Genomic DNA, 24,923 nt, shown 5'->3' with positions numbered 1-24,923 from the left:
CGCGACCGGACCGGCGCACCCGGCCGGCGGTCGGTGCACCCCTACGGACGCACCATGGCGCGGGTCCTCGCCGAGGACACCGCGCCATGAGGCCGCCGGGGGATCACTTGGCGTAGATCGCCTCGATCTCCTCCGCGTAGTCCTTCGCCACCACGTTCCGCTTCAGCTTCAGCGACGGGGTGAGGTGGCCCGACTCCTCGGAGAACTGGGAGGACAGGATGCGGAACTTCCGCACCGATTCCGCCTTCGACACCGCGGCGTTGCCGTCGTCGACCGCCGCCTGGACCGCGGCGAGCAGGTCCGGGTCCTCGCGCAGCGACGCCGCGGTGGAGCCGGCCGGCTTGCCGTGCTCGGCGCACCAGCGGCCCAGGAACTCCTCGTCCACGGTGACCAGGGCACCGACAAAGGGCCGCCCGTCGCCGACCACCATGCACTCCGCGACCAGCGCGTGCGCCCGGATGCGGTCCTCGATCACGGCCGGCGCCACGTTCTTCCCGCCCGCCGTGACGATGATCTCCTTCTTCCGGCCGGTGATCCTCAGGTAGCCGTCCTCGTCGAGGGTGCCGATGTCACCGGTGTGGAACCAGCCGTCGGCGAGCGCCTCCGCGGTGGCGCCCGGGTTGTTCCAGTACTCCTTGAACAGGTGCTCGCCGTGCAGCAGCACCTCGCCGTCGTCCGCGATCCGCACCACCGAGCCCGGCAGCGGCTGCCCGACCGTGCCGATCTTCTGCCGGTCCCACGGGTTGAACGCGGTCGCCGCGCAGGACTCCGTCAGGCCGTAGCCCTCCAGCACCGTGAAGCCGATGCCCCGGAAGAAGTGCCCGAGCCGCTCGCCGAGCGGGGCACCGCCGGAGATGGCGTACTCGCCCCGGCCGCCCAGGACCGCGCGCAGCTTGCCGTAGACCAGCTTGTCGAAGACCTTGTGCTTGAGCTTCAGGCCGAACGACGGGCCCGAGGGGGTGTCCAGCGCCTTGCTGTACGCGATCGCGGTGTCCGCCGCCTTGTCGAAGATCGCGCCCTTGCCGTCCGCCTGCGCCTTGGCACGCGCCGAGTTGTACACCTTCTCGAAGACGCGCGGGACACCGAGGATGAGCGTCGGCCGGAAGGCGGCCAGCTCGTCGGTGAGGTGCTTGATGTCGGGGACGCAGCCGAGCTTGATCGGCGCCATCATCGGCGCGATCTGCACGAGCCGCCCGAAGACGTGCGCGAGCGGGAGGAAGAGCAGCACCGAGCACTCACCGGTGCGGAACAGCGGGCGCAGCCGCTCCACGATGTTGCCGCACTCGGCGAAGAAACTGCGGTGGGTGAGCACACAGCCCTTGGGGCGTCCGGTCGTGCCGCTCGTGTACACGATGGTCGCCGGGTCGTCGGCCTTGGCCAGCGAGCAGCGCTCCTCCACCGTCTCGTCCGAGACGTCCTGCCCGAGCCGGCCCAGTTCCGCCACGCCGCCGGCGTCGATCTGCCAGACGTGCTTCAGCGCGGGCAGCGACTCGCGCACCGACTCCACGGCCGCCGTGTGGTGGTCCAGCTCCACGACGCAGGCGGTCGCGCCCGAGTCGGACAGGATCCACTGCACCTGCTCCGGCGAGCTCGTCTCGTACACCGGCACGGTGACCGCGCCGGCGCTCCAGATCGCGAAGTCGAGCAGCGTCCACTCGTACCGCGTGCGGGACATCAGGCCCACCCGGTCGCCCGGCTGCACGCCGGCCGCGATGAGGCCCTTGGCGGCGGTGCGCACCTCGGCCAGGAACTCCCGCGCGGTCACGTCCTGCCAGGCACCGCCCACCTTGCGGGCGATGACGGCGACGTCGGGATGCTGCGCGGCGTTTCTGCGGACGATGTCGGTCAGATTGCCGTCCGCAGGGACCTCGTACAAAGCCGGAAGGCTGAACTCGCGCAAGACTGCTGCTCCTCTTAGGGCGCCGGCGCCACGACGTTGTGCGATGCGACGGTGCGGTCCAAGGCTCGGGCAGTGCTCGGGGATTCACTTGTTGAAAACCTGAGCACGACTGGACTGCCCGGACGTTACCCGCCGGTATGGCGTCTACGACAGGGGGTCCCGGTGAGATGTTCGCTGCGTCACACACGTGGGCGTTCCTTCGCGCACAGTAGTCCACGGCCGAACCGACCGGCCAGTAACCGCAGGCGGCACCGGCACTGTTCACCTACACCCCACACGCCTACGCTTGATCGCCATGGCATCCACACGCAGCGGCAGCCGGCGCACCCGCGTCCACGTGGTCAGCGACGTGCACGGCAACGCCCGCGACCTGGCCCGGGCCGGCGAGGGTGCCGACGCCCTGATCTGCCTGGGCGACCTCGTCCTCTTCCTCGACTACGCCGACCACTCCCGCGGCATCTTCCCCGACCTCTTCGGCAAGGAGAACGCCGACCGGCTCGTGGAGCTGCGCACCGCCCGCCGGTTCGCGGAGGCCCGCGAGTTCGGCGCCCGGCTGTGGGACGGGATCGGCGCCGACCGGGCCACGGCCATCGAGAAGGCGGTCCGCGGCCAGTACGCCGAGCTGTTCGCCGCCTTCCCCACCCCGACGTACGCCACGTACGGCAACGTCGACATGCCCCGGCTGTGGCCGGAGTACGCCCGGCCCGGCACCACGGTCCTCGACGGCGAGCGCGTGGAGATCGGCGGCCGGGTCTTCGGCTTCGTCGGCGGCGGCCTGCGCACCCCCATGCGCACGCCCTACGAGATCGGCGACGAGGAGTACGCGGCGAAGATCGAGGCCGTCGGCGAGGTGGACGTGCTGTGCACCCACATCCCGCCGGAGGTGCCCGAGCTGGTCTACGACACCGTGGCCCGCCGTTTCGAGCGGGGCAGCGTGGCCCTGCTGGACGCCATCCGCCGCACCCGGCCGCGCTACGCGCTCTTCGGCCACGTGCACCAGCCGCTGGCGCGCCGCATGCGGATCGGTGCCACCGAGTGCGTCAACGTGGGGCACTTCGCCGGCACCGGCACCCCCTGGGCGCTCGAATGGTGAGGCCCTGGAGACGGGGTGAAGGCGGCAGGTCGGCGGCGCGGTAGCCTTCACGCTGCACACACGTGCGCAGCCCGGCGCACGGACCTCTCAACACGGCCCGCATCTGGAGGAGCCACGGCGATGGCGGAACACACCAGTTCGAGCATCACGATCGAGGCGGCTCCGGCCGACGTCATGGCGGTGATCGCCGACTTCGCGCGCTACCCGGACTGGACCGGCGAGGTGAAGGAGGCGAAGGTCCTCGCCACCGACGAGCAGGGCCGCGCCGAGCAGGTCCGCCTCGTCATGGACGCCGGCGCCATCAAGGACGACCAGACCCTCGCCTACACCTGGACCGGCGGCCACGAGGTCTCCTGGACCCTGGTCAAGTCCCAGATGCTGCGCTCCCTGGACGGCTCCTACCTGCTGAAGCCGGCGGGTTCGGGCGCGACCGAGGTCACCTACTCCCTCACGGTCGACGTCAAGATCCCCATGCTCGGCATGATCAAGCGCAAGGCGGAGAAGGTCATCATCGACCGCGCCCTGGCCGGTCTGAAGAAGAGGGTCGAGTCCGGGCAGCAGTAGTCGCTCCGGTCCGCCTCTCGCGCACGGCGGTACCGTTCACCCTCATGCGCACCATCCTGATCACGGGCCCGGGCGGCGGCGGCCGGACCACCGTCGCCGCCGCCACCGCGCTCGCCGCCGCCCGCGACGGCCACCGCACCCTCCTGCTGAGCGCCGACCGCACGGACACCCCCGGCACGGCCCTGGGCACCGCGACAGGACCGGCCCCCATCGAGGTCACCCCGCACCTGACCGCCTGGCGGCCGGACGCGGTCGCCCGCTTCCGCGAGGACCTCACCGCCTTCCAGACGCGCGCGGCGAACGTCCTCGACCTGCTCGGCGCGGCCCGCCTGGACGCCGAGGAGGTCACCCCGCTGCCCGGTGCCGAGGAACTGTCCTTCCTGCGCGCGCTGCGCGACGCGGCCCTCTCCGAGCGGTACGACCTCCTCGTCGTCGACCTCCCGCCCCTCGCGCAGGCGCTCCCCCTGCTCGCCCTGCCCGAGGAACTGCGCCGCTACCTGCGCCGCCTGCTCCCGCCCGAGCGGCAGGCCGCCCGCGCCCTGCGCCCGGTCCTCGGCCGGCTGGCCGGCGTGCCCATGCCCGCCGACTGGCTGTACGAGACGGCGGCCCGCTGGGACCTCGAACTGGCCGCCGTGGAGGCCGTCCTCACCGACCGGAACACGGCCGTACGCCTGGTCGCCGAACCCGGCCCGGCCGGCGCCGACGCCGTCCGCACCGCGACCCTCGGCCTCGCCCTGCGCGGCCTGCGCACCGAGGCCCTGATCGCCAACCGGACGCTGCCCGAGACGGCCCCCGACAGCTGGGTCTCCTCCCTCCTCGCCCAGCAGCGCAAGACGCTCGCCGACTGGGAGGAGACCCACGAGGTCCACCGCGTGCCGCACCTCGGCCGCGACCCGCACGGCCGCGACGACCTCGACGCCCTCGCCGTGCCCGCCGTCAACCCGGCGCCCGACCCGGTCGAGTGGCCTGTCCTCGACCGCATCGCCGAGGACGGGGTGCTGGTCTGGCACCTCCCGCTGCCCGGCGCGATACGGGAGGAACTCGACCTGGTCCGGCGCGGCGACGAACTCCTGATCACGGCCGGTCCCTTCCGCCGCATCGTCCCGCTGCCCTCCGCCCTGCGCCGCTGCACCGTCGCCGGGGCGGGACTCCGGGACGGCGCACTGCGCATCCGGTTCGCCCCGGACCCGGACCTGTGGCCCGCCGCGGGACGGTGAACGGGTACGCCCGTTCGGGTAACGTCGTAAAGGCGAACCGTAGTCAGGAGCCGTCATGAGCGAAGAGCGCCCCGCACCCGACCCCGTCGAGGAGCAGCCGCCGGGGGCGACCGACGCCGACGCCTGGGCCGCGGCCTGCGCCGAGGACCTCGCCGCGGAGCAGGCCCGCCGCCGCGCCGAGCACGGTCCGCAGCCGGGCTCGGCGGCCGAGGAACTGAAGAAGCTCGTGGACACGGTGGCCGACAGACTGGCCGGCCTGCCGTCACCGCTCCTCGGCGGCCTCGCCGGACCCGCCGCCCAGCAGATGGTGCGGCAGGTCGTCCAGCAGGCGAAGGCCGCCGTCGAGCCCGTCATAGACCGCAACCCGGACGTGTTCGACCATCTGGCCGCGGCCGGCGGCGAGCTGCTCGCCGCCTACCGCTCCGCCGTCCAGGCCCAGGAGCGCCGCTGGACGTCCCGCGCGGCCGGCGCGGCGGACGACGGACCGGACGGCCGGCGCGACCCGGGCGAGGGCAGCGGTCCGGGGGAGCGCATCGACCTGGACTGAAGCCCTGCGACGGCGGGGGCTCGGGTACGGTTGGCCGTAGCGGGGCTCGACCGAAACTGAGGGATTCATGGGACTCACCATCGGCGTCGACATCGGCGGCACGAAGATCGCGGCCGGCGTGGTCGACGAGGAAGGCAACATCCTCTCGACCTTCAAGGTGCCGACCCCCACCACGCCCGAGGCCATCGTGGACGCCATCGCCTCGGCGGTGGAGGGGGCGCGCGCCGGGCACGAGATCGTCGGCGTGGGTATCGGCGCGGCCGGTTACGTCAACCGGCAGCGTTCCACGGTGTACTTCGCGCCCAACATCGACTGGCGCAACGAGCCGCTCAAGGAAAAGGTCGAGGCCCGCACCGGCCTGCCGGTCGTGGTCGAGAACGACGCCAACGCCGCCGCCTGGGGCGAGTACAGGTTCGGGGCCGGCAAGGGCCACCGCAACGTCATCTGCATCACGCTCGGCACCGGGCTCGGCGGCGGCATCATCATCGGCAACAAGCTGCGCCGCGGCCACTTCGGCGTGGCCGCGGAGTTCGGCCACATCCGGATGGTCCCGGACGGCCTGCTGTGCGGCTGCGGCTCGCAGGGCTGCTGGGAGCAGTACGCCTCCGGCCGCGCCCTGGTGCGCTACGCCAAGCAGCGCGCCAACGCCACCCCCGAGCGCGCCGAGGTGCTGCTGTCGCTGGGCGACGGCACCCCCGACGGCATCGAGGGCAAGCACATCTCCATGGCCGCCCGCCAGGGCGACCCGGTCGCCGTGGACTCCTACCGGGAGCTGGCCCGCTGGGCCGGCGCCGGCCTCGCCGACCTGGCCTCCCTGTTCGACCCGTCGGCGTTCATCGTCGGCGGCGGCCTCTCCGACGAGGGCGACCTGGTCCTCGACCCGATCCGCAAGTCGTACAAGCGCTGGCTGGTCGGCGGCAACTGGCGTCCGGTGGCCGACGTGATCGCGGCCCGGCTCGGCAACAAGGCGGGCCTGGTGGGCGCGGCGGACCTGGCGCGCGAACCCGACCCGATCATGTGACGCCCACGGCCGGGGGTCCCCCCGCGCGAGCGGAGCCGAGCGCGGGGAAGTGACGTCCGCCCCGGCTCGCGGTCCCCGCCCCCGCCCAGGGCGGCGGGGACCGGGTCGTGGCCCCGCCGGCGCGCGGCCGCGCGAGCGGACACCGCGCACCGGCGGCCGCGCGCGGCCCGCGCCCCGGGCCGGGGGCGTTACATTGATCCACATGGCGCTGCTCCCCAACTCCCGTACGGAAGCGGACGGTTCCGCGGTCATCCGGGTCCTGAGCTACAACATCCGCTCGATGCGCGACGACACCGCCGCCCTCGCCCGAGTGATCGCCGCCTGCTCCCCGGATCTCGTCCTGGTCCAGGAAGCCCCCCGCTTCTTCCGCTGGCGCAAGAAACTGGCCCGTCTCGCCGCGGCCTCCGGCCAGGTGGTCCTCACCGGCGGCGCCACCGCCGCGGGCCCCGCGATCCTGTGCGGTCTGCGCGCCACCGTCGAGCGCACCGAGGACGTCCTCCTCCCCCTCACCCCCGGCCTCCACCGGCGCGGCCTCGCCACGGCGGTGGTCCGCTTCGGCGGCGCCCGCCTCGGCGTCGTCAGCTGCCACCTCAGCCTCCAGCGGGACGAGCGCCTGGCGCAGGGCGGCATGCTCCTGGACCGCCTCGCCGGCCTCGGCGTGGAACACGCCGTCGCGGGCGGCGACCTCAACGAGCGCCCCGACGGCCCCACCTTCCGCCGCCTCGCCGAGAACCTCCAGGACTGCCGCGCGACCGCACCGTGGGGCGGCGAGTTCACCTCCACCCCCGCCGACCCCCGTCAGCGCATCGACGCCATCTTCGCCAGCCGGGGCGTCGAGGTGCTCGGCTGCGGCGTCCCCCTGGACCTGCCCGGCGTCACCCGCGCCGACCTGGCCGCGGCCACCGACCACCTGCCGGTGCTGGCCGCCCTCCGGGTCCCCGCGCCACGGCCGGCGGTGTGAACGCCGCCGGCCTCCGGCCTCGGATCCCCGCCGCCGTCCGGCGTCAGACCACCGCCCCGCGGCCCGGGTCGTCGTCCTCCCCGTCGTCCGTCCGCATGCGCGTCACCAGCGTCGCGAAGCCGCCGAGGAAGCCGCCGATGCCGCAGGTGGCCAGCCACCAGGTCATCTCCCAGCCGAGCAGCACCGCCAGCAGGAGCAGGACCGGGCCGCCGACGACTCCCAGCCAGGCGAACCTGGCGGTGGTGTCCGCGGACGGCAGCGGCGGCGGCTCCGGCGGCACGAAGTGGCCCTCGTCGTCCTCGTCGAAGTCGTCGTCGGACGGCTCGGGCGCCTTGTAGTCGCGCGGGCCGACGCCGGGCGCGAAGGAGACCGAGCCGCCCAGCGGCCGGACCGGCTGCCGGCCCGCGGGATCGTCCGCGTCGGTCCGCGGCTCGCTCGCCGCCTCCGCCGCCTCCTGAGGCTCCTCCGCCTCCCTCATCCCCTTCTCCAGAAGCGCGAGGTCCTCCACCGACTTGAACGGCCGGGCGCCGGGCGGGTCCGGCGGCTCCTCGCCGTACCCGGCGACGATGGCCTGCCAGGCGGCGTCCTCGTCGAACGGCACCCCCTGCTCGTCCGGCTCGCGGTCCCCGCGGTCCTCACGGTCGGACTCGTGCTCAGCCAACTGCGGCCGTCCCTTCCTCCTTGCCGACACCGGGTGCGAGCCGGCCGATGAAGGCGAGGCTCTCCTCGAAGACCCGGTCCGCGTCCCTGTCCAACGTCGCCACGTGGTAGCTGTGTTCCAGCACGGTCTCCGTGACGTCCGTGGACGACACCCGGCTCAGCACCCGCGCCGAGTCGGCCGCCGGGACGACGTGGTCCTGGGCACTGCGCAGCAGCAGCAACGGCTGGGTGACCTGGGGCAGCTCGCCGTCCAGCCGGCGCAGGAACACCCGCAGCGAGTGCGCGGCGTGCAGCGGCACCCGGTCGTAGCCCAGCTCGGCCGCGCCCTCCTTGGCGATGTCGCTGGCGATGCCCCTCGTCGTGCGGACGAGATGCCGGGCCACCGGAAGGGCGTACGCCGACAGGCCGTGCACCTTGTTCGCCGGGTTGACGACCACCACGCCCGCGATCCGCTCGCCGTGCCGGGCGGCGAGCCGCAGGGCCAGCGCCCCGCCCATCGACAGGCCGGCGACGAACACCCGGGAGCAGCGCTCGGTGAGCGTCCGCAGCGCGCGGTCCACCTCCGCGTACCAGTCCTGCCAGCCCGTGAGCAGCATGTCCTCCCAGCGGGTGCCGTGGCCGGGCAGCAGGGGCAGCGACACGGACAGGCCGTGGGCGGCGTGGTGCTCCGCCCAGGGGCGCAACGACTGCGGCGAGCCGGTGAAGCCGTGGCAGAGGAGGACCCCCACCTCTCCGCCGTCGTGGCGGTACGGCTCGGCTCCGGGGAGAACTGGCATGGGGTTCACCGTACGCGACCGCACTGACACCGACCAGGGTCGTCGGGCCCATTGACGGTGCTCCGGGTTAAGGTCTGTTCGACGGAAACAGGAGGCACACGGGTGTTGTACGGCACGATGAAGGTCGCCATCGGCGGGCCGCTGAAGGTTGCCTTCAGACCGTGGGTGGAGGGCCTGGAGAACATCCCGGCCGAGGGTCCCGCCATCCTGGCCAGCAATCACCTGTCCTTCTCGGACTCGTTCTTCCTGCCCGTCATGCTGGACCGCAAGGTCACCTTCATCGCCAAGGCCGAGTACTTCACCACCCCCGGCGTGAAGGGCCGCCTCACCGCGGCCTTCTTCAAGGGCGTCGGCCAGCTCCCGGTGGACCGTTCCGGGGCGCGCGGCGCCGGCGAGGCGGCGATCAGGAGCGGTATCGAGGTGCTGCGGCGCGGCGAGCTGTTCGGTATCTACCCCGAGGGCACCCGTTCGCCCGACGGACGGCTGTACCGGGGCAAGCCCGGCGGCCTCGCGCGCGTGGCGCTCGCCACCGGCGCGCCGGTCATCCCCGTCGCCATGATCGACACGGAGAAGATCCAGCCGCCCGGCAAGGTCCTGCCGAAGCTGATGCGGCCCGGCATCCGCATCGGCAAGCCCATGGACTTCAGCCGCTACCAGGGCATGGAGCACGACCGGTTCGTGCTGCGCGCCCTGACCGACGAGGTCATGTACGAGATCATGAAGCTGTCCGGCCAGGAGTACGTCGACGTCTACGCCACCGCCGCCAAGCGGCAGATCGCGGAGGCGGCGAAGGCGGCCAGGGAAGCGGAGAAGGCCGGGAAGAAGCAGGCCGAGTCCTAGCCAGGGGGATCGGGGGGACCGGGGGACATGCCCAAGCGCGAGCGCGTCGTACGGATGTCGGTCGAGCTGCCGCTGTGGCGCGCGCTCGCCGGCTACCGCGTCATGACCATGCTGTACGCGACCGGCCTGTGCGCCACCGCGTACGAGCAGTTCGTCCGGCCCTGGGTCGCCGTCGGCTACTACGCCGTCCTGGCCGTGTGGACGCTGGCCACCCTGCCGAAGGTGGCGAACGCGGCGAGCTGCACCCGCCGTTTCCTGGCCGCGGACCTGACCGTCGCCCTGGTCGGCATCCTGCTCACCCCGGTCGCCGACAGCCACGAGCGGATCGCGGGCGGCGGCCCCACCCTGCCGTCGATATGGACCGCCGGCGCGGTGCTGGCCTTCGCCATCAAGGGCGGCTGGCGCTGGGCGGCCGCCGCCTCCACGGCCGTCGCCGTGGTCAACCTGATCGAACGCGGCCACCCCGCCCGGGACACCGTGCACAACGTGGTCCTCGTCTGGGTCGCCTCCATCGCCATCGGCTACGTCGTGGAGGTGGCCCGCGCCTCCGAGCGCACCCTCGCCCGCGCGCTGGAGATCGAGGCCGCGACCCGGGAGCGGGAGCGGCTGGCCCGGGACATCCACGACAGCGTGCTCCAGGTGCTGGCGATGGTGAAGCGCCGGGGCGCGGCCCTCGGCGGCGAGGCGGCCGAGCTGGGCCGGATGGCCGGGGAGCAGGAGGTGGCCCTGCGCACGCTGGTGTCGGGCGGCCTGGTGCCGGTCTCCCGGGTCTCGGAGGACCTGGCCGACGGAGCCGTCGTACGGGCCGTCGAGGAGCCGGACGAGGACGCGGCGGACGGCCCGGTCGACCTGCGCCCCCTGCTCGCCCGCTACGCGTGCGCCCGGGTCAGCCTGGCCGAGCCCGGCGCCCCGGTGCCGCTGCCGCCGCACGCGGCCCGCGAGCTGGCCGCCGCCGTCGGGGCGGCCCTGGACAACGTGCGCCGGCACGCCGGGGACGGGGCGCGGGCGTGGATCCTGCTGGAGGACGAGCCGGAGGAGATCGTCGTCACCGTCCGGGACGACGGCCCCGGCATCCCCGAGGGCCGGCTGGCGCAGGCCGAGGGCGAGGGCCGGCTCGGGGTGGCCCTGTCGATCCGGGGCCGGCTGCGCGATCTCGGCGGCGGCGCGGAGATCGTGTCCGTCCCCGGGCAGGGCACGGAAGTCGAACTGAAGGTACCGAAGGGCGCCGTGCGGGCACGGCGGAAGAAGGCGGAGCGGCGATGACACAGCAGCAGGACCCGATCAGGGTCATGGTGGTGGACGACCACCCGATGTGGCGTGACGCGGTCGCGCGTGACCTGGCCGAGTCCGGCTTCGAGGTGGTGGCCACCGCCGGCGACGGCGAGCAGGCGGTCCGCCGTGCCAAGGCCGCCGCCCCCGACGTCCTCGTCCTCGACCTCAACCTGCCCGCCAAGCCCGGTGTCCAGGTGTGCAAGGAACTGGTCGGCCACAACCCGGCGCTGCGCGTCCTCGTGCTGTCGGCGAGCGGTGAGCACGCGGACGTGCTGGAGGCCGTGAAGTCCGGCGCGACCGGCTACCTGCTGAAGTCGGCCTCCACCGAGGAACTGCTGGACGCGGTGCGCCGCACCGCCGTCGGCGACCCGGTGTTCACCCCGGGCCTGGCCGGACTGGTGCTCGGCGAGTACCGCCGCCTGGCCTCCGAGCCGGCTCCGGCGCCCGACGCCGACGAGCCGGGCGCGCCCCGGCTGACGGACCGGGAGACGGAGGTGTTGCGGCTCGTCGCCAAGGGCCTGAGCTACAAGCAGATCGCCGAACGCCTCGTCATCTCCCACCGCACGGTCCAGAACCACGTGCAGAACACCCTCGGCAAGCTCCAGCTGCACAACAGGGTGGAGCTGGTCCGGTACGCCATCGAGCGCGGACTCGACGAGGAGTAGGACAACCGGGGCACGCATCCGGACATACCCCGGAATCACCCTTCCCGCCTCTCCCGGTGTGACCTGAATCACCATTAGCGTGACTCTGCGTCAGGCAACCGCGCCGAGAGGACATTTCCATGCGGGTAGGAGTACTGACCGGAGGCGGCGACTGCCCCGGGCTCAACGCCGTCATCCGGGGCATCGTCCGCAAGGGCGTACAGGAGTACGGCCATGACTTCGTCGGCTTCCGGGACGGCTGGCGGGGTCCGCTCGGGAACGACACGATCCGCCTCGACATCCCCACCGTGCGCGGCATCCTGCCCCGCGGCGGCACCATCCTCGGCTCCTCGCGGACCAACCCCCTGAAGGAGGAGGACGGTATCCGCCGGATCAAGGAGAACCTGGCCAAGCAGGAGATCGAGGCGCTCATCGCGATCGGTGGCGAGGACACCCTCGGTGTCGCGGCGCGCCTGTCCGACGAGTACGGGGTGCCCTGCGTCGGGGTGCCGAAGACCATCGACAACGACCTGTCGGCCACGGACTACACCTTCGGCTTCGACACCGCCGTCAACATCGCCACCGAGGCCATCGACCGCCTGCACACCACCGCCGAGTCCCACATGCGGGTCCTGGTCTGCGAGGTGATGGGCCGCCACGCCGGCTGGATCGCCCTGCACTCCGGCCTGGCCGGCGGCGCCAACGTCATCCTGATCCCCGAACAGCGCTTCGACCTCGACCAGGTGTGCGCGTGGATCACCTCCCGGTTCAAGGCGTCCTACGCACCGATCGTCGTCGTCGCCGAGGGCGCCATGCCCAAGGACGGCGACGTGGTCCTCAAGGACGAGTCGCTCGACTCCTTCGGACACGTCCGGCTGTCCGGCATCGGCGAGTGGCTGGCCAAGGAGATCGAGAAGCGCACCGGCAAGGAGGCCCGCACCACGGTCCTCGGGCACATCCAGCGCGGCGGCACCCCGAGCGCCTACGACCGCTGGCTCGCCACCCGTTTCGGCCTGCACGCCATCGACTGCGTGCACGAGGGCGACTTCGGCAAGATGGTCGCCCTGCGCGGCACCGACATCGTCCGCGTCCCGATCGCCGAGGCCACCGCCAGGCTGAAGACGGTGGACCCGAAGCTGTACGAGGAGGTCGGTGTCTTCTTCGGCTGACGGCGGCCGCCGGGCCGGCTACACGGTCGTGCGGCGCAGCCGGTCCACCAGCTCCCGCACGATCGCCGCCCCGTTCAGCGTCAGCACCGACTCCGGGTGGAACTGCACCCCGGCGAAGCCGGGCCCCCGGACCGCGTGCACCTCCCCGTTCGCCGCGCGGCTCACCTCGACGCCGCGCGCCGCCAGCTCCCGGGCGGTCCGTTCGTCGCAGCGGGCCACGAAGCTGTTGTAGAAACCGACGGTCTCCGCCCGCCCGAACAGGTCGATCGTGGTCTGCGCCCCCTGGTACGGCACCTGCTTGCGCACGATCTCCAGCCCCAGTCCGGCCGCGATCAGCTCGTGGCCCAGGCAGACCCCGAGCACGCCGTACCGGTGGTCCGCGAGCACCGTGGCGGCCAGGCCCCGCAGGATCCGCATCTTCGGGTCGGCGAGGTCGCCGGGGTCGCCCGGACCGGGTCCCAGCACCACCGGGCCCTCGTGCCCGTGCACCGCGTCCCCGAGCCCCGGCTCGTCGTACCGCCGGACGGTCACCTCCAGGCCGCCCGAGCGCAGCACGTGCGCCAGCATCGCCGTGAAGGTGTCCTCGCCGTCCACCACGAGGGCGTGGCCGGCGAGCACGTCGGAGCGCTCCTGCATCCGCAGCCAGAACGGGGCGAGCCCGGCCCGGCGCCCGTCCAGCGCCTCCCGGACCCGGGGATCGTCGGCCAGCCGGGGCCGCTCCCGCTCCGCCCGCGGCGGGGCCGGCCGCACCCCGAGGGCGGCCAGCACGCCCGCCGCCTTCGCGTGGGTCTCCGCCACCTCGCCCGCCGGGTCGGAACCGCGCACCAGCGTCGCCCCGACCGGGACGCGCAGCCGGCCGTCGGCGGCGATGTCGGCGGTGCGGATCAGGATGGGGGAGTCGAGGGTCTGCGCGCCCCCGGGGTCCCGCCCGAGCAGGGCGAGCGCACCGGCGTAGTACCCGCGCCCCACGCCGTCCCGTCCGAGCGGCTCGTACCGCTCGATCACCCGGCAGGCGTTCTGCACCGGCGAGCCGGTCACCGTCGCCGCGAACATCGTCTCCCGCAGCACCTCCCGCGCGTCCAGGGAGGACTTCCCGCGCAGCTCGTACTCGGTGTGCGCGAGGTGCGCCATCTCCTTCAGCCGCGGACCGACGACGACCCCGCCCATGTCGCCGACGGTGCACATCATCTTCAGCTCCTCGTCGACGACCATCGACAGCTCCTCGATCTCCTTGCCGTCGGCGAGGAAGGAGAGCAGGTGCTCCGGGCTCGGCCCCTCGGCCGGATAGCGGTAGGTGCCGCTGATCGGGTTCATGACCACGGTCCCGCCGCTCATCCGGACGTGCACCTCCGGACTCGCCCCCACCAGCGTCCGGTCGCCGGTGTGCACCACGAACGTCCAGTACGCGCCCCGCTCACCCGCCAGCAGCCGCCGGAACAGCGCGAGCGCGTCCGCGCGGCCGAAGCCGGGGATCTCGCCCTCGTAGGTGCGCCGGATCACGAAGTTCGCGCCCTCGCCCCGGCCGATCTCCTCGCGCAGCACCCGCCCGACGATCTCGCCGTACTCCTCGTCCCCCACGTCGAAGCCCCCGCCGGTGACCCGCACCTCGTGGGCCGGGAGCCCGGACAGCGCCTCGTCGAGCGGGATCTCGAACGACTCCTCGGGGGTCAGCACCAGCAGCGGGGTGCCGTCGTCGCGCACGTCGAAGCCCCGCTCGCGGATCTGCCGGAACGGGACGAGGGCGAGCCCCTCGTCGGGCAGGTCGGCGAGCCGGTCGCGGCGGGTCACCGGGCCGAGCAGCACCTCCACCAGCCGCTCGTCGCGGCCCGGGGTGCGGCGGTGGAGCAGGGCGAAGGGGCGGGGGTCGTGCAGCAGGTCCTTGAGATCCACGGGTCGGGCTCCTTCTCGATCTTCTGACGGAGAGGAACGGCCCGGAGAAACACCGAAGGCCGCCCCTCGGGCGGCCTTCGCGGAGTTCTGTGTGTACGCGCGATCAGCGGGCCGCCGGAGAAGCGGTCCACCACCAGTTCTGGATCGACGGCGCGAACATGGGGGAACCCTACCGCACCGGGCTGGTGTCCAGAGGGTAATCACTCCGTCTCACCCTTCGAGCCGGAGGAAAATCCCGCCCCATGACCCCGTAATGTGTACGAGGTGACCGTGAACGCTAAGACCAGCCACAGCGCTGGCAACACCTGGCGAGACCTGCCCGCGGCGCAGCAGCCCGAGTACCCCGACCCCGAGGCTCTGCGCGCAGTGATCGCGGACCTCGAGTCGTATCCGCCGCTCGTCTTCGCGGGCGAGTGCGACCAGCTGCGCGCCCGGATGGCGGCCGTCGCCAGGGGAGAGGCGTTCCTCCTCCAGGGCGGCGACTGCGCCGAGGCGTTCGACGCGGTGTCCGCCGACCACATCCGCAACAAGCTGAAGACGCTGCTCCAGATGGGTGCCGTCCTGACCTACGCGGCCTCCGTGCCCGTGGTCAAGGTCGGCCGGATCGCGGGGCAGTACTCCAAGCCCCGCTCCAAGCCGACCGAGACCCGCGACGGTGTGACGCTCCCGGTGTACCGGGGCGACTCGGTCAACGGCTTCGACTTCACCGAGGCCTCCCGCATCCCGGACCCCGAGCGGCTCAAGCGCATGTACCACGCGTCGGCGTCCACGCTGAACCTGGTGCGCGCCTTCACCACCGGCGGCTACGCGGACCTGCGCCAGGTGCACGCCTGGAACCAGGACTTCGTGAAGACCTCGCCCTCGGGCCAGCGCTACGAGCAGCTCGCCCGCGAGATCGACAACGCGCTGAACTTCATGCGGGCCTGCGGCACCGACCCGGAGGAGTTCAAGACCGTCGAGTTCTTCTCCTCGCACGAGGCGCTGCTGCTGGACTACGAGTCCGCCCTGACCCGGGTCGACTCCCGCACCGGCGAGCTGTACGACGTCTCGGCCCACATGGTGTGGATCGGTGAGCGCACCCGGCAGCTGGACCACGCGCACATCGAGTTCGCCTCGCGGATCCGCAACCCGATCGGCATCAAGCTCGGCCCGACCACGACGGCCGAGGAGGCGCTCCGGTACATCGACCGGCTCGACCCCGAGCGGGAGCCGGGCCGGCTGACCTTCATCGTCCGCATGGGCGCCGACAAGATCCGCGACCGGCTCCCGGAGCTGGTCGAGAAGGTCACGGCGTCCGGCGCGACGGTGGCCTGGGTGACCGACCCGATGCACGGCAACACCTTCGAGGCGGCCTCCGGGCACAAGACCCGCCGCTTCGACGACGTGCTGGACGAGGTCAAGGGCTTCTTCGAGGTCCACAAGGCGCTGGGCACCCACCCGGGCGGCATCCACGTGGAGCTGACCGGCGACGACGTCACCGAGTGCGTGGGCGGCGGCGACGAGATCTTCGTCGACGACCTGCACCAGCGCTACGAGACGGCCTGCGACCCGCGGCTGAACCGCAGCCAGTCGCTGGACCTGGCGTTCCTCGTGGCCGAGATGTACCGGGACCAGTGACGGTTCCGCCCGGTACACCTGGCGCACCGGCGTGAGTGGGGCGCGGATCACACCTGATCCGCGCCCCCCGCCACTTTTGCGCCCACCGAGCCATGGGTAAGGTTAGGTTTGCCTCACCGAGAACGGGATGGCAGCAAGCGAACGATCCCGTGGGGAGGTGAGCCGGGTGTACGTCTGCAGTTGCTTCGGCGTCACCGAGCAGCAGGTACGGCAGCACGCGGAGAACGGCGCCTGCACCCCGCGCCAGATCGCCTCCGCCTGCAAGGCCGGCACCGACTGCGGATCGTGCGTCCGCCGGATCCAGGCCATCCTCGGCCGGGGCGCGTGCCCCCGCCGTGAGCTCGCCGACCAGGGCCGTCCCGTCCTCGCGGAGATCCCCGAGGCCGCCTAGCCCTCGGGCTGCTCGATCACCTGGGCGATGTAGAGCGCCTCACCGAGCTTGTCCAGCAGCTCCAGCTGGGTGTCGAGGTAGTCGATGTGGTGTTCCTCGTCGGCGAGGATGTCCTCGAAGATGTTCGCGGACGTGATGTCACCCTTCTCGCGCATCACCTTGATCCCCCGCTTGAGCCGGTCGATCGCCTCCACCTCGATCTCCCGGTCGGCCTCGAACATCTCCCGGACGGTCTGTCCCACCCGGACGTGGAAGAGCCGCTGGTAGTTGGGCAGCCCCTCCAGGAACAGGATCCGGTCGGTGAGCACCTCGGCGTGCTTCATCTCGTCGAACGACTCGTGCCGCGTGTATTTCGCGAGCTTCGTCCAGCCGTTGTTCTCCTGCATCTTCGCGTGCAGGAAGTACTGGTTGATCGCGGTCAGCTCGCCGGTGAGCTGCTCGTTGAGGAAGTCGAGGACCTCGGGGTCGCCCTGCATCGCAGCGGCTCCTTCCATACGGAGGGACGGGGAGGTATGCGGCCGCATGATTGCACCGGCGGGGAAGATCGTCCAGTAAGTGCGTACTTAGTAAGTACGCACTGAGTTGATGGTAGTTGTCCGTTTCGAGTGTGGGTGGTCAAGGGCACCGCCCGAGGTCTGTCAGGATGGATACATGGGTCATCCGGTGGAGCGAGAGTCTGGGGCGGGGGCAGGATTCGAGCTTCCGCCGGGTCAGCGGCTCCAGCGCGGCTGGCCGGTCACGCACTACGGGCCGGTGCCGAAGTTCCGGCCCGAGCGCTGGGAGTTCCGCGTCTTCGGTGCCACCGCCGACGGGGACAAGCGCACCTGGAACCACGAGGAGTTCACGGCCCTGCCGTACACCACCGTGGTGGCCGATCTGCACTGCGTGACGAAGTTCAGCATGGTCGGTGCGGAGTGGGGCGGCGTCCCGGCCCGCGCCATCCTGGACCTGGCTCCGCCGGCGCCGGATGTCACCCATGTGATGGTCTGGGCGGAGTACGGCTTCAGCTCCAACCTGCGCCTCGCCGACTTCGCCTCCGACCGCGCGATCTTCGCCACCCACAAGGACGGCGAGCTGCTCACCGCCGAGCACGGCTTCCCGGTCCGCCTGATCGTCCCCCACCTGTACGCCTGGAAGGGACCCAAATGGGTCCGGGGCGTGGAGTACATGACCGCCGACCGCCGCGGCTTCTGGGAGGAGCGCGGCTACCACAACATCGGCGACCCCTGGAAGGAGCAGCGCTACTCCTACCAGGAAGAACCCGGGGACGGCCCCGAGCTCTGATCCCGGCCGCGCGGTGGCGCGGCCCAGTGGATCACGCGTCCCGCAGCTTCTTCAGCCGCTCCACGTCCGCCGCGTGCCCCTCCTTGCCGCCGGGCGTCTCGATGACCAGCGGGACGCCCGCCGTCGCCGGGTGGGTCATCAGGGCGCGGAAGGGGTCCTCGCCGATGTGGCCGGCGCCGATGTTCTCGTGCCGGTCCTTGTGCGCGCCCACCACGTCCTTGGAGTCGTTGGCGTGGATCAGCTTCAGCCGGCCCTCGCCGACCGTGTCCACCAGCAGGTCCAGGGTCTGGTGCATGCCGCTCGGCCCGGTCAGGTCGTGCCCCGCGGCGAAGACGTGGCAGGTGTCCAGGCACACTCCCAGCTTCGGGTGGGCGTCCAGCGCCTCGAAGTACGGCCCGAAGTCCCAGGTGCGGGAGCACAGCGAGGCGCCCTGCCCGGCGGTCGACTCCAGCAGCAGGAACGGGTCGTCGTCGTGGGTCAGCTCGTCCAGCAGCGGCAGCAGGTGCTCCCGTACCTGCCGCAGCGCCACCTCGCGCGCCCGCCCCCCGGTCGCGCTGCCGGTGTGCACCACCACGCCGAGCGCGCCGATCTCCCGCCCGCGCCGCAGCGAGTGCCGCAGCGACTCCACCGACCGCTCCACGGTCGCCTCGGTGTGCGAACCGAAGTTGATCAGGTACGGGGCGTGGACGTACGCCGGGATCGACTCCTCGGCGCAGGCCGCGCGGAACGCCTCGTCCTGCCGCGGGTTCCCGGCGGGCGTGGCCCAGCCGCGCGGGTTGGCGACGAAGACCTGCACGGTCTCGGCCTTCAGGTCACGGGCGTACGACAGGCCGACGGAGTGCAGGCCGCCGGCGACCGGCACATGGCCGCCGACGGGGTTGCGGGGCAGGGAGGACTGATCGGGACTCACCCGTTCAGGGTGTCACGCCCGCCCCCGGACCCGGACCGCGGTCCCCGGTGACCCCGGTCACCGGATGGTGATCGTGATCGTCGACCCCTTCGGTGCCGTCCCGCCGCCGTCCACCGACTGCTTCTCCACGGTGTCGCCGAACAGCCCGAGCAGGCCGCGGTCCTCCTCGACCTCGAAGCCGGCGTCCTCCAGCGCCCGGCGGGCGTCGTCCACGCTGTCGCCGACCACGTCCGGGACCTCGACCATCTCCGGGCCCTTGGACAGGGTGAGCGTCACCGTGTCGCCCTCGGCGGCCCGGCGGCCGTCGGCCGGACTCTGCGCGGCGACCTTGCCCGGGTCGTACTCGGAGTGGACCCGGCCGGCGGCCACCTCGACCTTCAGCCCGGCGTCCGTCAGCTCCTGCCGGGCGCCGTCCAGGTCGTCCCCGGTGACGTCCGGCACGTCGATCGGGCTGCCCTTGCTGACGACCAGCGCGATCGCCGAGCCCGCGTGCCGCTTGGTGCCCGCGTCCGGCGACGTACCGATCACCGAGCCCCTGGCGACGTCCTCGCTGAACTCGCGGGTCACCATGCCCGGCTCCAGGCCGTCCGCCTTCAGCCGCGCCCGCGCCTTCGCGAGGGGCTGCCCCTCCACGTTCGGCACGTTCACCGTCTCCGGCCCGAGCGACACGGTCAGCGTCACCGAGTCGTCCTCCCGGATCCGCGCGCCGGGCGCCGGGTCGCTGCCGATCACCGTGCCCCGCTCGACGGTGTCGCTGTACGCGCGCTCGACCCGCCCGACGTCCAGCCCGGCGGCCTCCAGCCGCTCCTTCGCCCGCGCCTCGGTCTGCGTCAGCAGCGGCGGCACCTTGGTGAACTGCCCCGAGTTGATGTACCAGATCCCGGCGCCCACGCCGAGGACCACCAGGACAGCCGCGATCAGCGCCAGCACGGCGCGCGGGGGCCGGGCCGGGCCCCGGCGGCGGGGCGCCACGGGCGGCACCGGCGGGTTCCGGAAGCGGGCGGTGCGGTCGATCCCGTCGGCGGCGCCGTCCTCGCCGGCCGCCGGCGGCCGGGACGGGAGCCCTCCCGCGTGAGCGGTGCCGGGCAGCGGGGAGGTCAGCGCGCGCGGGATCACGCTGGTGCGGTCCTCGGCGTTGTCGTGCGCCGCGGCCAGCGCCTGCGGCGGCAGCGTGTCCAGCTGCTCGTCGGTCAGCGGCCGGCGCGCCTCGCGCGCCAGCGCGAGCAGCGCCACGGCGTCGTGCGGCCGGACCGCCAGGTCCCGGGCGGTGGCCGCCGCGACCAGCTCGTCCAGCTCGTACGGCAGCCCGGGAACGAGCGCCGAGGGGGGCGGCACGTCCTCGTGCAGGTGCTTGTAGAGCACCTGGGCCGGGGACTCCCCGGAGTGCGGCTTGGTGCCCGTCAGCATCTCGTACAGGACCACACCGCAGGCGTACACGTCGACGCGCGGGTCGGTGGTGCCCCGTTCTATCTGCTCGGGCGCGAGGTAGGAGACGGTCCCGAGTACGGCCCCCGTCGTGCTGGTCACCGTGTCCACGGAGCGCACCAGCCCGAAGTCGGCCACCTTCACCCGGCCGTCGTCGCCTATCAGCACGTTCTCCGGCTTCATGTCCCGGTGCACGAACCCCGCCCGGTGCGCGGCGCCGAGCGCGGCGAGCACCGGCTCCAGGATGTCCAGCGCGGCCCGCGGCTGCACGGCACCCCGCTCCCGCAGCACGTCGCGCAGGGTGCAGCCGGCGATGTACTCCATCGCCAGGTAGACGTACGACCCGTCGGTGCCCTGGTCGAAGACCTGCACCACATTGGGGTGGTCGAGCCGGGCGACGGACTTCGCCTCACGGATGAAGCGCTCGACGAAGGCCCCGTCGGCCGCGAGCGCCGGGTGCATCACCTTCAGCGCGAGCACGCGGTCCAGGCGGGTGTCCAGGGCCCGGTAGACCGTGGCCATCCCACCGGCCGCGATCCGCGCGTCGACGCGATACCGGCCGTCGAGCACCTGCCCGACGAGGGGGTCCTGAAGGGTCGTATCCACGAGAGGGGAGTCTACGAGGGCGGACGGACACCACCACCGCGTCCACCGGCACGGGAGCACGACTGAAGCCGACCTGTGACGCGACGCACGCCCGTCCCGCGGCCGGGGCGGTCCTCCGGCCGGCGGTGACGGGCGGTCGCGTGGCCGGGCGGCTAGAACGCGGGGCGCTCGGGGTCGAGACGGGCCAGGCCCTCCGTCGGGGAGGACGCCTGCGCGAAGTGCCGCCGGGGCATGCGGCCGGCCCGGTACGCCAGCCGGCCCGCCTCCACCGCGTGCCGCATGGCGTCCGCCATCAGCACCGGCTCCTGCGCCCGGGTCACCGCCGAGGCAAGCATCACGCCCGCGCAGCCCAGCTCCATCGCCAGCGCCGCGTCGGACGCCGTACCGGCCCCCGCGTCCAGGATCACCGGCACCCGCGCCTGCTCCACGATCAGCTGGAAGTTGTGCGGGTTGCGGATGCCGAGCCCGGAGCCGATCGGCGAGCCCAGCGGCATGACCGCCGCACAGCCGACGTCCTCCAGCTTCCGCGCGAGCACGGGGTCGTCGTTCGTGTACGGCAGCACCGTGAAGCCGTCGTCGACCAGCGTCTCCGCCGCCTCCAGCAGCTCCACCGGATCCGGCAGCAGCGTCCGCTCGTCGGCGATGACCTCCAGCTTGACCAGGTCGGTGCCGAGCGCCTCCCGGGCCAGCCGGGCGGTGAGCACCGCCTCGCCCGCGGTGAAACAGCCCGCCGTGTTCGGCAGCACCCGGATGCCGAGCCTGTCCAGCACCGACAGCACCGAGCCGTGCACGGACGGGTCCACCCGGCGCATCGCGACCGTGGTCAGCTCCGTGCCGGAGGCGACCAGCGACCGCTCCAGCACCTCCAGGCTGGGCGCCCCGCCCGTGCCCATGATCAGGCGGGACGAGAAGGTCAGCCCGCCGAGGACCAGGGGATCGTCTGCCATGGCTCAGCCTCCCTGCACGGCGGTGAGTACTTCGACCCGGTCGCCCTCGGCGAGCGCGGTGGCCGCCCACTGCGCGCGCGGGACGACGGTCTCGTTGACGGCGGCGGCCACCCCGCGGGGCGCCGCGGTGAGGGTCTCCACCAGCGCGTCCAGCGCGGTGCCCGGCGCGATGTCGCGGGGTTCACCGTTGACGGAGATGGTCAGGGGAGGGTTCATGCGGGCTGCTCCAGCTTCTCCAGCCCCGTGGCGCCGAACCGCCGCGGGGTGAACGGACGCGCCTCCTCGGGCAGTTCACCGGTGACCAGGGCGTGTGCCAGCACGTCCCCGGTGACCGGCGTGAGCAGTACCCCGTTGCGGTGGTGCCCGGTGGCCAGCAGCAGCCCGGCCAGACCGGACGGGCCGAGCAGCGGCGCGTTGTCGGGGGAGCCGGGGCGCAGCCCGGCCAGGGTCTCGGTGAGCGGCAGTTCGGTGATGCCGGGCACCAGCTCGTGGGCGTCGCGCAGCAGTTCGTACACGCCCCCGGCCGTGACCGTCGTATCCCAGCCCAGCTCCTCGCTGGTGGCTCCGACCACCAGGTCGCCGTTCTCCCGGGGCACCAGGTAGACGTGGCTGCCGCGCACCACGGCCCGTACGGTCCGGCTCAGGAACGGCGCGTACCGGCGGGGGACGGTCAGCCGCAGCACCTGCCCCTTGACCGGCCGCACCGGCGGCAGCACTTCCCCCGGGACCCCCGCGAGCCGCCCGCTCAGGCTGCCGGCGGCGAGCACCACCTGCTCCGCGCGCAGCCCGGTGCCGTCCGCCGTGGTGATCCCGGCGGCCCGGTCCCCGGCCACGTCGAGCCGCTCCGCCCGGGTGCGGTGGAAGACCACGCCGGCCCGCTCGCAGGCGGCCACCAGGGCGGCCGCGAGCCGCCGCGGGTCGATCTGGTGGTCGCCGTCCACCCGCAGCCCGCCGCGCACCCCCGGCGCCAGCATCGGCTCCAGGTGCCGGCACTCCCGCCCGGACAGCCACTGGGAGTCGAGGCCCGAACGCCGCTGGAGGGCGTGCAGGTCGCGCAGACCGGCGCGGTCGTCGGCGTCCAGCGCGACGGCGAGGGTGCCGCAGCGGCGGTAGCCGAGGTCGTGGCCGGTCAGCTCGGTGAGCTCGGCCGCGAAGTCGGGATAGCGGCGGGCCGACTCCAGGTTCAGGGCGAGCAGCGTCTCCTCGCCGTAGTGCAGTTCGGTGACCGCGGCCAGCATCCCGGCCGCGACCCGCGCGGCCCCGCCCCCGGGCTCGGGGTCCACCACGGCCGTGGCGAGCCCGCGCTGCGCCGCGCGCCAGGCCGTGACCAGGCCGATGATTCCGCCCCCGATGACGAGGACGTCGGACGTACGTGACGACATGGGCGTCCAGCCCCTCCCTTCGCCGGCATGACCCGGATCAGGTTCGTACGGTCGGAGGCCGCCAGCCTCCCTCTCAGCCCGGTGCGTCCGGGCTCCCGCGAGTGCTTGTACGGTGGCCACCCTAGCCCGCCGTCCTCCTCGCCCGTAAGGGAGCCCCGTTCCATGGCCCGCTCGCTCGACGGACTGATCCTCGCCCCGGTGGCCGACCAGGCCCCGGGTCAGGTCGGTACCCGCACCCGCTTCGCCTACCACGAGGAGGACGGCGAGATCTGGGCCGAGTACGCGGGCGGCGACGTCGTGCGCGGGCATCTGATCGGCACCCGCGAGGGCGACCGGCTGGACTTCCGGTACGTGCAGCTGAAGACCGACGGGACGACCGCCTCGGGCCACTGCGTGTCCGCGGTCGTGGAGCTGCCCGACGGCCGGGTGCGGCTGGAGGAGACCTGGGAATGGGAGTCCGGGGAGGGCTCGGGCACGAGCGTGGTGGAGCAGATCACCGAGCACGCCCCCTGACTGACGGACCGTCAATTGTCTATGGTGACCGGGTGAGCGAGCAGACAGCGGAAGAGGGCACGGCACAGGGGCCGCGCGTGGTCGTCGTCGGCGCGGGCATGGCCGGGGTGCAGACCGCGGTCGCCCTGCGCGAACAGGGCTTCCGGGGCGGTGTGACCGTCATCGGCGCCGAGCCGCACCAGCCCTACGACCGGCCGCCGCTGTCGAAGGCGGTGCTGCTCGGCAAGGCCGAGAACTCCGCCTTCGACGTGGACTTCGAGTCCCTCGGCGTCGAGCTCAGACTGGGCTGCGAGGCGCTGGGCGTGCGCCCCGCCGACCACGAACTGGACACCGAGGCCGGACCGGTCCCCTACGACGTCCTGGTGCTGGCCACCGGCGCCGAACCGGTCACCCTGCCCGGCACCGAGGGTGTGCCCGGGGTGCATCTGCTGCGCACCCTGGACGACGCCGCCCGGCTGCGCCCGGTGGTCGTCCGGCAGCACGACGTCGTGGTCGTGGGCGCCGGCTGGATCGGCGCCGAGTTCGCCACGGCCGCCCGTGAGGCCGGCTGCGCGGTGACCGTCGTGGAGGCCGCCGACCGGCCGCTCGCCGGCGCCCTGCCGGCCGAGGTGGCCGCCCCGATGGCCGCCTGGTACGCCGACAGCGGCACGGACCTGCGCACCGGCGCGCGTGTGGAGCGCGTCGAGCCCGGCGCGGTGCTGCTCGCCGACGGCACCCGGCTGGCCGCGGGCGCCGTCGTGGTCGGTGTCGGCGCCCGCCCCGCCACCGCCTGGCTGGCGGGCTCGGGCATCGAGCTGGGCGCGCACGGCGACGTCCTCGCCGACGACCACCTGCGCACCTCCCTGCCGGACGTGTACGCCGTCGGCGACTGCGCCTCCTTCCCCTCGGCCCGCTACGGCGAGCGGCTCCTCGTCCACCACTGGGACAACGCCCTCCAGGGCCCGCGCACGGTCGCCGCGAACATCCTCGGCGAGACGCCCGCGGTCTACGACCCGGTGCCGTACTTCTGGTCGGAGCAGTTCGGCCGGTTCGTGCAGTACGCCGGCCACCACGCCGCGGCCGACCGCCTGGTCTGGCGCGGCGATCCGGCGGGCCCCTCCTGGACGGTGTGCTGGCTGCGCGAGGGCCGCCTGGTGGCCCTGCTGGCGGTGGGCCGCCCCCGCGACCTGGCCCAGGGCCGCCGCCTGATCGAGGCGGGCCGGCGGATGGACGTGGACGCCCTGACCGACCCGGCCCGGCCCCTGAAGGACGCCACGGCCGACTGAGGCCGCGCCGGTGCGCTCCGCCCCGACCA

Annotated in this window: 26 protein-coding genes and 1 riboswitch; of the genes, 15 read left to right on the top strand and 11 right to left on the bottom strand. The window is 73.2% G+C overall.

The features are described 5' to 3' along the window. Nucleotides 1-103: 103 nt before the first annotated feature. On the bottom strand, nucleotides 104-1,900 hold the full coding sequence (locus ABZ576_RS01005; RefSeq protein ID WP_360734244.1) for an AMP-dependent synthetase/ligase: 1,797 nt from the start codon (nucleotides 1,898-1,900) through the stop codon (nucleotides 104-106). A 337-nt stretch (nucleotides 1,901-2,237) separates the two neighbouring features. On the opposite strand from ABZ576_RS01005, the gene ABZ576_RS01000 reads away from it, so the two are divergent. The 6 genes from ABZ576_RS01000 to ABZ576_RS00975 all read left to right on the top strand — a co-directional run bounded on the left by ABZ576_RS01000 (nucleotide 2,238) and on the right by ABZ576_RS00975 (nucleotide 7,303). Further along, nucleotides 2,238-2,993 carry a metallophosphoesterase gene (locus tag ABZ576_RS01000; RefSeq protein ID WP_360735487.1) on the top strand — a complete coding sequence of 252 codons (756 nt, stop codon included), beginning with the start codon at nucleotides 2,238-2,240 and terminating at the stop codon, nucleotides 2,991-2,993. Between the two features lie 120 nt (nucleotides 2,994-3,113). Beyond that, complete coding sequence (locus ABZ576_RS00995) at nucleotides 3,114-3,557, top strand: SRPBCC family protein (protein ID WP_360734241.1); 444 nt, start codon at nucleotides 3,114-3,116, stop codon at nucleotides 3,555-3,557. A gap of 44 nt (nucleotides 3,558-3,601) precedes the next feature. After that, nucleotides 3,602-4,774, top strand: a complete 1,173-nt coding sequence (locus ABZ576_RS00990) for an ArsA-related P-loop ATPase (protein ID WP_360734239.1) — start codon at nucleotides 3,602-3,604, stop codon at nucleotides 4,772-4,774. Nucleotides 4,775-4,829: 55 nt separating this feature from the next. Continuing rightward, complete coding sequence (locus tag ABZ576_RS00985; protein ID WP_360734236.1) at nucleotides 4,830-5,321, top strand: DUF5304 family protein; 492 nt, start codon at nucleotides 4,830-4,832, stop codon at nucleotides 5,319-5,321. Nucleotides 5,322-5,388: 67 nt separating this feature from the next. After that, nucleotides 5,389-6,342 (top strand): ROK family glucokinase, encoded by a 954-nt coding sequence (locus ABZ576_RS00980; RefSeq protein ID WP_360734234.1) that lies wholly within the window; start codon nucleotides 5,389-5,391, stop codon nucleotides 6,340-6,342. 202 nt (nucleotides 6,343-6,544) lie between these two features. Continuing rightward, on the top strand, nucleotides 6,545-7,303 hold the full coding sequence (locus tag ABZ576_RS00975; protein WP_360734232.1) for an endonuclease/exonuclease/phosphatase family protein: 759 nt from the start codon (nucleotides 6,545-6,547) through the stop codon (nucleotides 7,301-7,303). A 43-nt stretch (nucleotides 7,304-7,346) separates the two neighbouring features. Here the strand turns inward: ABZ576_RS00975 and ABZ576_RS00970 are convergent, their stop codons facing one another. Both ABZ576_RS00970 and ABZ576_RS00965 read right to left on the bottom strand, forming a co-directional pair. Then, on the bottom strand, nucleotides 7,347-7,964 hold the full coding sequence (locus ABZ576_RS00970; protein ID WP_360734230.1) for a hypothetical protein: 618 nt from the start codon (nucleotides 7,962-7,964) through the stop codon (nucleotides 7,347-7,349). Beyond that, the gene (locus ABZ576_RS00965) at nucleotides 7,957-8,739 is read right to left on the bottom strand and encodes an alpha/beta fold hydrolase (protein ID WP_360734228.1); all 783 of its coding nucleotides are present in this window, start codon (nucleotides 8,737-8,739) and stop codon (nucleotides 7,957-7,959) included. Before ABZ576_RS00965 ends, ABZ576_RS00970 begins: the two co-directional genes overlap by 8 nt. Nucleotides 8,740-8,844: 105 nt before the next feature. Between ABZ576_RS00965 and ABZ576_RS00960 the strand changes: the two genes are divergently transcribed. The 4 genes from ABZ576_RS00960 (at nucleotide 8,845) to ABZ576_RS00945 (ending at nucleotide 12,664) form a co-directional block, all read left to right on the top strand. Beyond that, the gene (locus ABZ576_RS00960) at nucleotides 8,845-9,579 is read left to right on the top strand and encodes a lysophospholipid acyltransferase family protein (RefSeq protein ID WP_360734226.1); all 735 of its coding nucleotides are present in this window, start codon (nucleotides 8,845-8,847) and stop codon (nucleotides 9,577-9,579) included. Between the two features lie 27 nt (nucleotides 9,580-9,606). Next, nucleotides 9,607-10,842 carry a DUF5931 domain-containing protein gene (locus ABZ576_RS00955; RefSeq protein ID WP_360734223.1) on the top strand — a complete coding sequence of 412 codons (1,236 nt, stop codon included), beginning with the start codon at nucleotides 9,607-9,609 and terminating at the stop codon, nucleotides 10,840-10,842. After that, on the top strand, nucleotides 10,839-11,516 hold the full coding sequence (locus ABZ576_RS00950) for a response regulator transcription factor (RefSeq protein ID WP_360734220.1): 678 nt from the start codon (nucleotides 10,839-10,841) through the stop codon (nucleotides 11,514-11,516). The genes ABZ576_RS00955 and ABZ576_RS00950 overlap by 4 nt, the downstream gene beginning before the upstream one ends. 119 nt (nucleotides 11,517-11,635) lie before the next feature. Then, complete coding sequence (locus ABZ576_RS00945; RefSeq protein ID WP_360734217.1) at nucleotides 11,636-12,664, top strand: 6-phosphofructokinase; 1,029 nt, start codon at nucleotides 11,636-11,638, stop codon at nucleotides 12,662-12,664. 18 nt (nucleotides 12,665-12,682) lie between these two features. Here ABZ576_RS00945 and ABZ576_RS00940 read toward each other — a convergent pair whose 3' ends face one another. Then, nucleotides 12,683-14,554 (bottom strand): anthranilate synthase family protein, encoded by a 1,872-nt coding sequence (locus ABZ576_RS00940; protein WP_360734215.1) that lies wholly within the window; start codon nucleotides 14,552-14,554, stop codon nucleotides 12,683-12,685. A gap of 103 nt (nucleotides 14,555-14,657) precedes the next feature. Beyond that, nucleotides 14,658-14,714: a trp operon leader peptide gene (locus tag ABZ576_RS00935; RefSeq protein WP_121791294.1), complete on the bottom strand. Its 57-nt coding sequence runs from the start codon at nucleotides 14,712-14,714 to the stop codon at nucleotides 14,658-14,660. 104 nt (nucleotides 14,715-14,818) lie between these two features. Here ABZ576_RS00935 and ABZ576_RS00930 point away from each other — a divergent pair, with 104 nt between their 5' ends. Both ABZ576_RS00930 and ABZ576_RS00925 read left to right on the top strand, forming a co-directional pair. After that, nucleotides 14,819-16,171, top strand: coding sequence for a class II 3-deoxy-7-phosphoheptulonate synthase (locus tag ABZ576_RS00930; protein WP_360734212.1), 1,353 nt, complete (start codon nucleotides 14,819-14,821; stop codon nucleotides 16,169-16,171). Between the two features lie 166 nt (nucleotides 16,172-16,337). Next, entirely contained in the window at nucleotides 16,338-16,562 is a 225-nt protein-coding gene (locus tag ABZ576_RS00925; RefSeq protein WP_360734209.1) for a (2Fe-2S)-binding protein, read from the top strand. Here the strand turns inward: ABZ576_RS00925 and bfr are convergent. Next, nucleotides 16,559-17,038 carry a bacterioferritin gene (gene bfr / locus ABZ576_RS00920; RefSeq protein ID WP_360734206.1) on the bottom strand — a complete coding sequence of 160 codons (480 nt, stop codon included), beginning with the start codon at nucleotides 17,036-17,038 and terminating at the stop codon, nucleotides 16,559-16,561. The genes ABZ576_RS00925 and bfr overlap by 4 nt on opposite strands. Nucleotides 17,039-17,213: 175 nt before the next feature. Here bfr and ABZ576_RS00915 point away from each other — a divergent pair, with 175 nt between their 5' ends. Further along, nucleotides 17,214-17,846: a sulfite oxidase-like oxidoreductase gene (locus ABZ576_RS00915; RefSeq protein ID WP_360734203.1), complete on the top strand. Its 633-nt coding sequence runs from the start codon at nucleotides 17,214-17,216 to the stop codon at nucleotides 17,844-17,846. 31 nt (nucleotides 17,847-17,877) lie between these two features. On the opposite strand, the gene ABZ576_RS00910 is transcribed toward ABZ576_RS00915, so the two are convergent. The 5 genes from ABZ576_RS00910 to thiO form a co-directional block, all read right to left on the bottom strand. After that, nucleotides 17,878-18,756 carry a deoxyribonuclease IV gene (locus ABZ576_RS00910; RefSeq protein WP_360734200.1) on the bottom strand — a complete coding sequence of 293 codons (879 nt, stop codon included), beginning with the start codon at nucleotides 18,754-18,756 and terminating at the stop codon, nucleotides 17,878-17,880. A 57-nt stretch (nucleotides 18,757-18,813) separates the two neighbouring features. After that, nucleotides 18,814-20,787, bottom strand: a complete 1,974-nt coding sequence (pknB, locus tag ABZ576_RS00905; RefSeq protein ID WP_360734197.1) for a Stk1 family PASTA domain-containing Ser/Thr kinase — start codon at nucleotides 20,785-20,787, stop codon at nucleotides 18,814-18,816. A gap of 152 nt (nucleotides 20,788-20,939) precedes the next feature. After that, nucleotides 20,940-21,734, bottom strand: coding sequence for a thiazole synthase (locus tag ABZ576_RS00900; RefSeq protein ID WP_360734194.1), 795 nt, complete (start codon nucleotides 21,732-21,734; stop codon nucleotides 20,940-20,942). 3 nt (nucleotides 21,735-21,737) lie between these two features. After that, nucleotides 21,738-21,950 (bottom strand): sulfur carrier protein ThiS, encoded by a 213-nt coding sequence (gene thiS, locus ABZ576_RS00895; RefSeq protein WP_360734191.1) that lies wholly within the window; start codon nucleotides 21,948-21,950, stop codon nucleotides 21,738-21,740. Next, nucleotides 21,947-23,116: a glycine oxidase ThiO gene (gene thiO, locus ABZ576_RS00890; RefSeq protein ID WP_360734189.1), complete on the bottom strand. Its 1,170-nt coding sequence runs from the start codon at nucleotides 23,114-23,116 to the stop codon at nucleotides 21,947-21,949. Before thiO ends, thiS begins: the two co-directional genes overlap by 4 nt. Continuing rightward, nucleotides 23,114-23,225: riboswitch (TPP riboswitch) on the bottom strand. (Overlaps the previous gene by 3 nt.) Nucleotides 23,226-23,278: 53 nt before the next feature. On the opposite strand from thiO, the gene ABZ576_RS00885 reads away from it, so the two are divergent. After that, the gene (locus tag ABZ576_RS00885) at nucleotides 23,279-23,629 is read left to right on the top strand and encodes a hypothetical protein (RefSeq protein WP_360734186.1); all 351 of its coding nucleotides are present in this window, start codon (nucleotides 23,279-23,281) and stop codon (nucleotides 23,627-23,629) included. Nucleotides 23,630-23,661: 32 nt separating this feature from the next. Continuing rightward, nucleotides 23,662-24,894 (top strand): FAD-dependent oxidoreductase, encoded by a 1,233-nt coding sequence (locus tag ABZ576_RS00880; RefSeq protein WP_360734183.1) that lies wholly within the window; start codon nucleotides 23,662-23,664, stop codon nucleotides 24,892-24,894. Nucleotides 24,895-24,923 lie beyond the last annotated feature (29 nt).

Source organism: Streptomyces sp. NPDC013455, from assembly GCF_040632975.1.
Classification (GTDB): Bacteria; Actinomycetota; Actinomycetes; order Streptomycetales; family Streptomycetaceae; genus Streptomyces.
The sequence above is the reverse complement of the archived record's forward strand: the minus strand, read 5'-3'. Positions and strand labels throughout refer to the sequence as shown.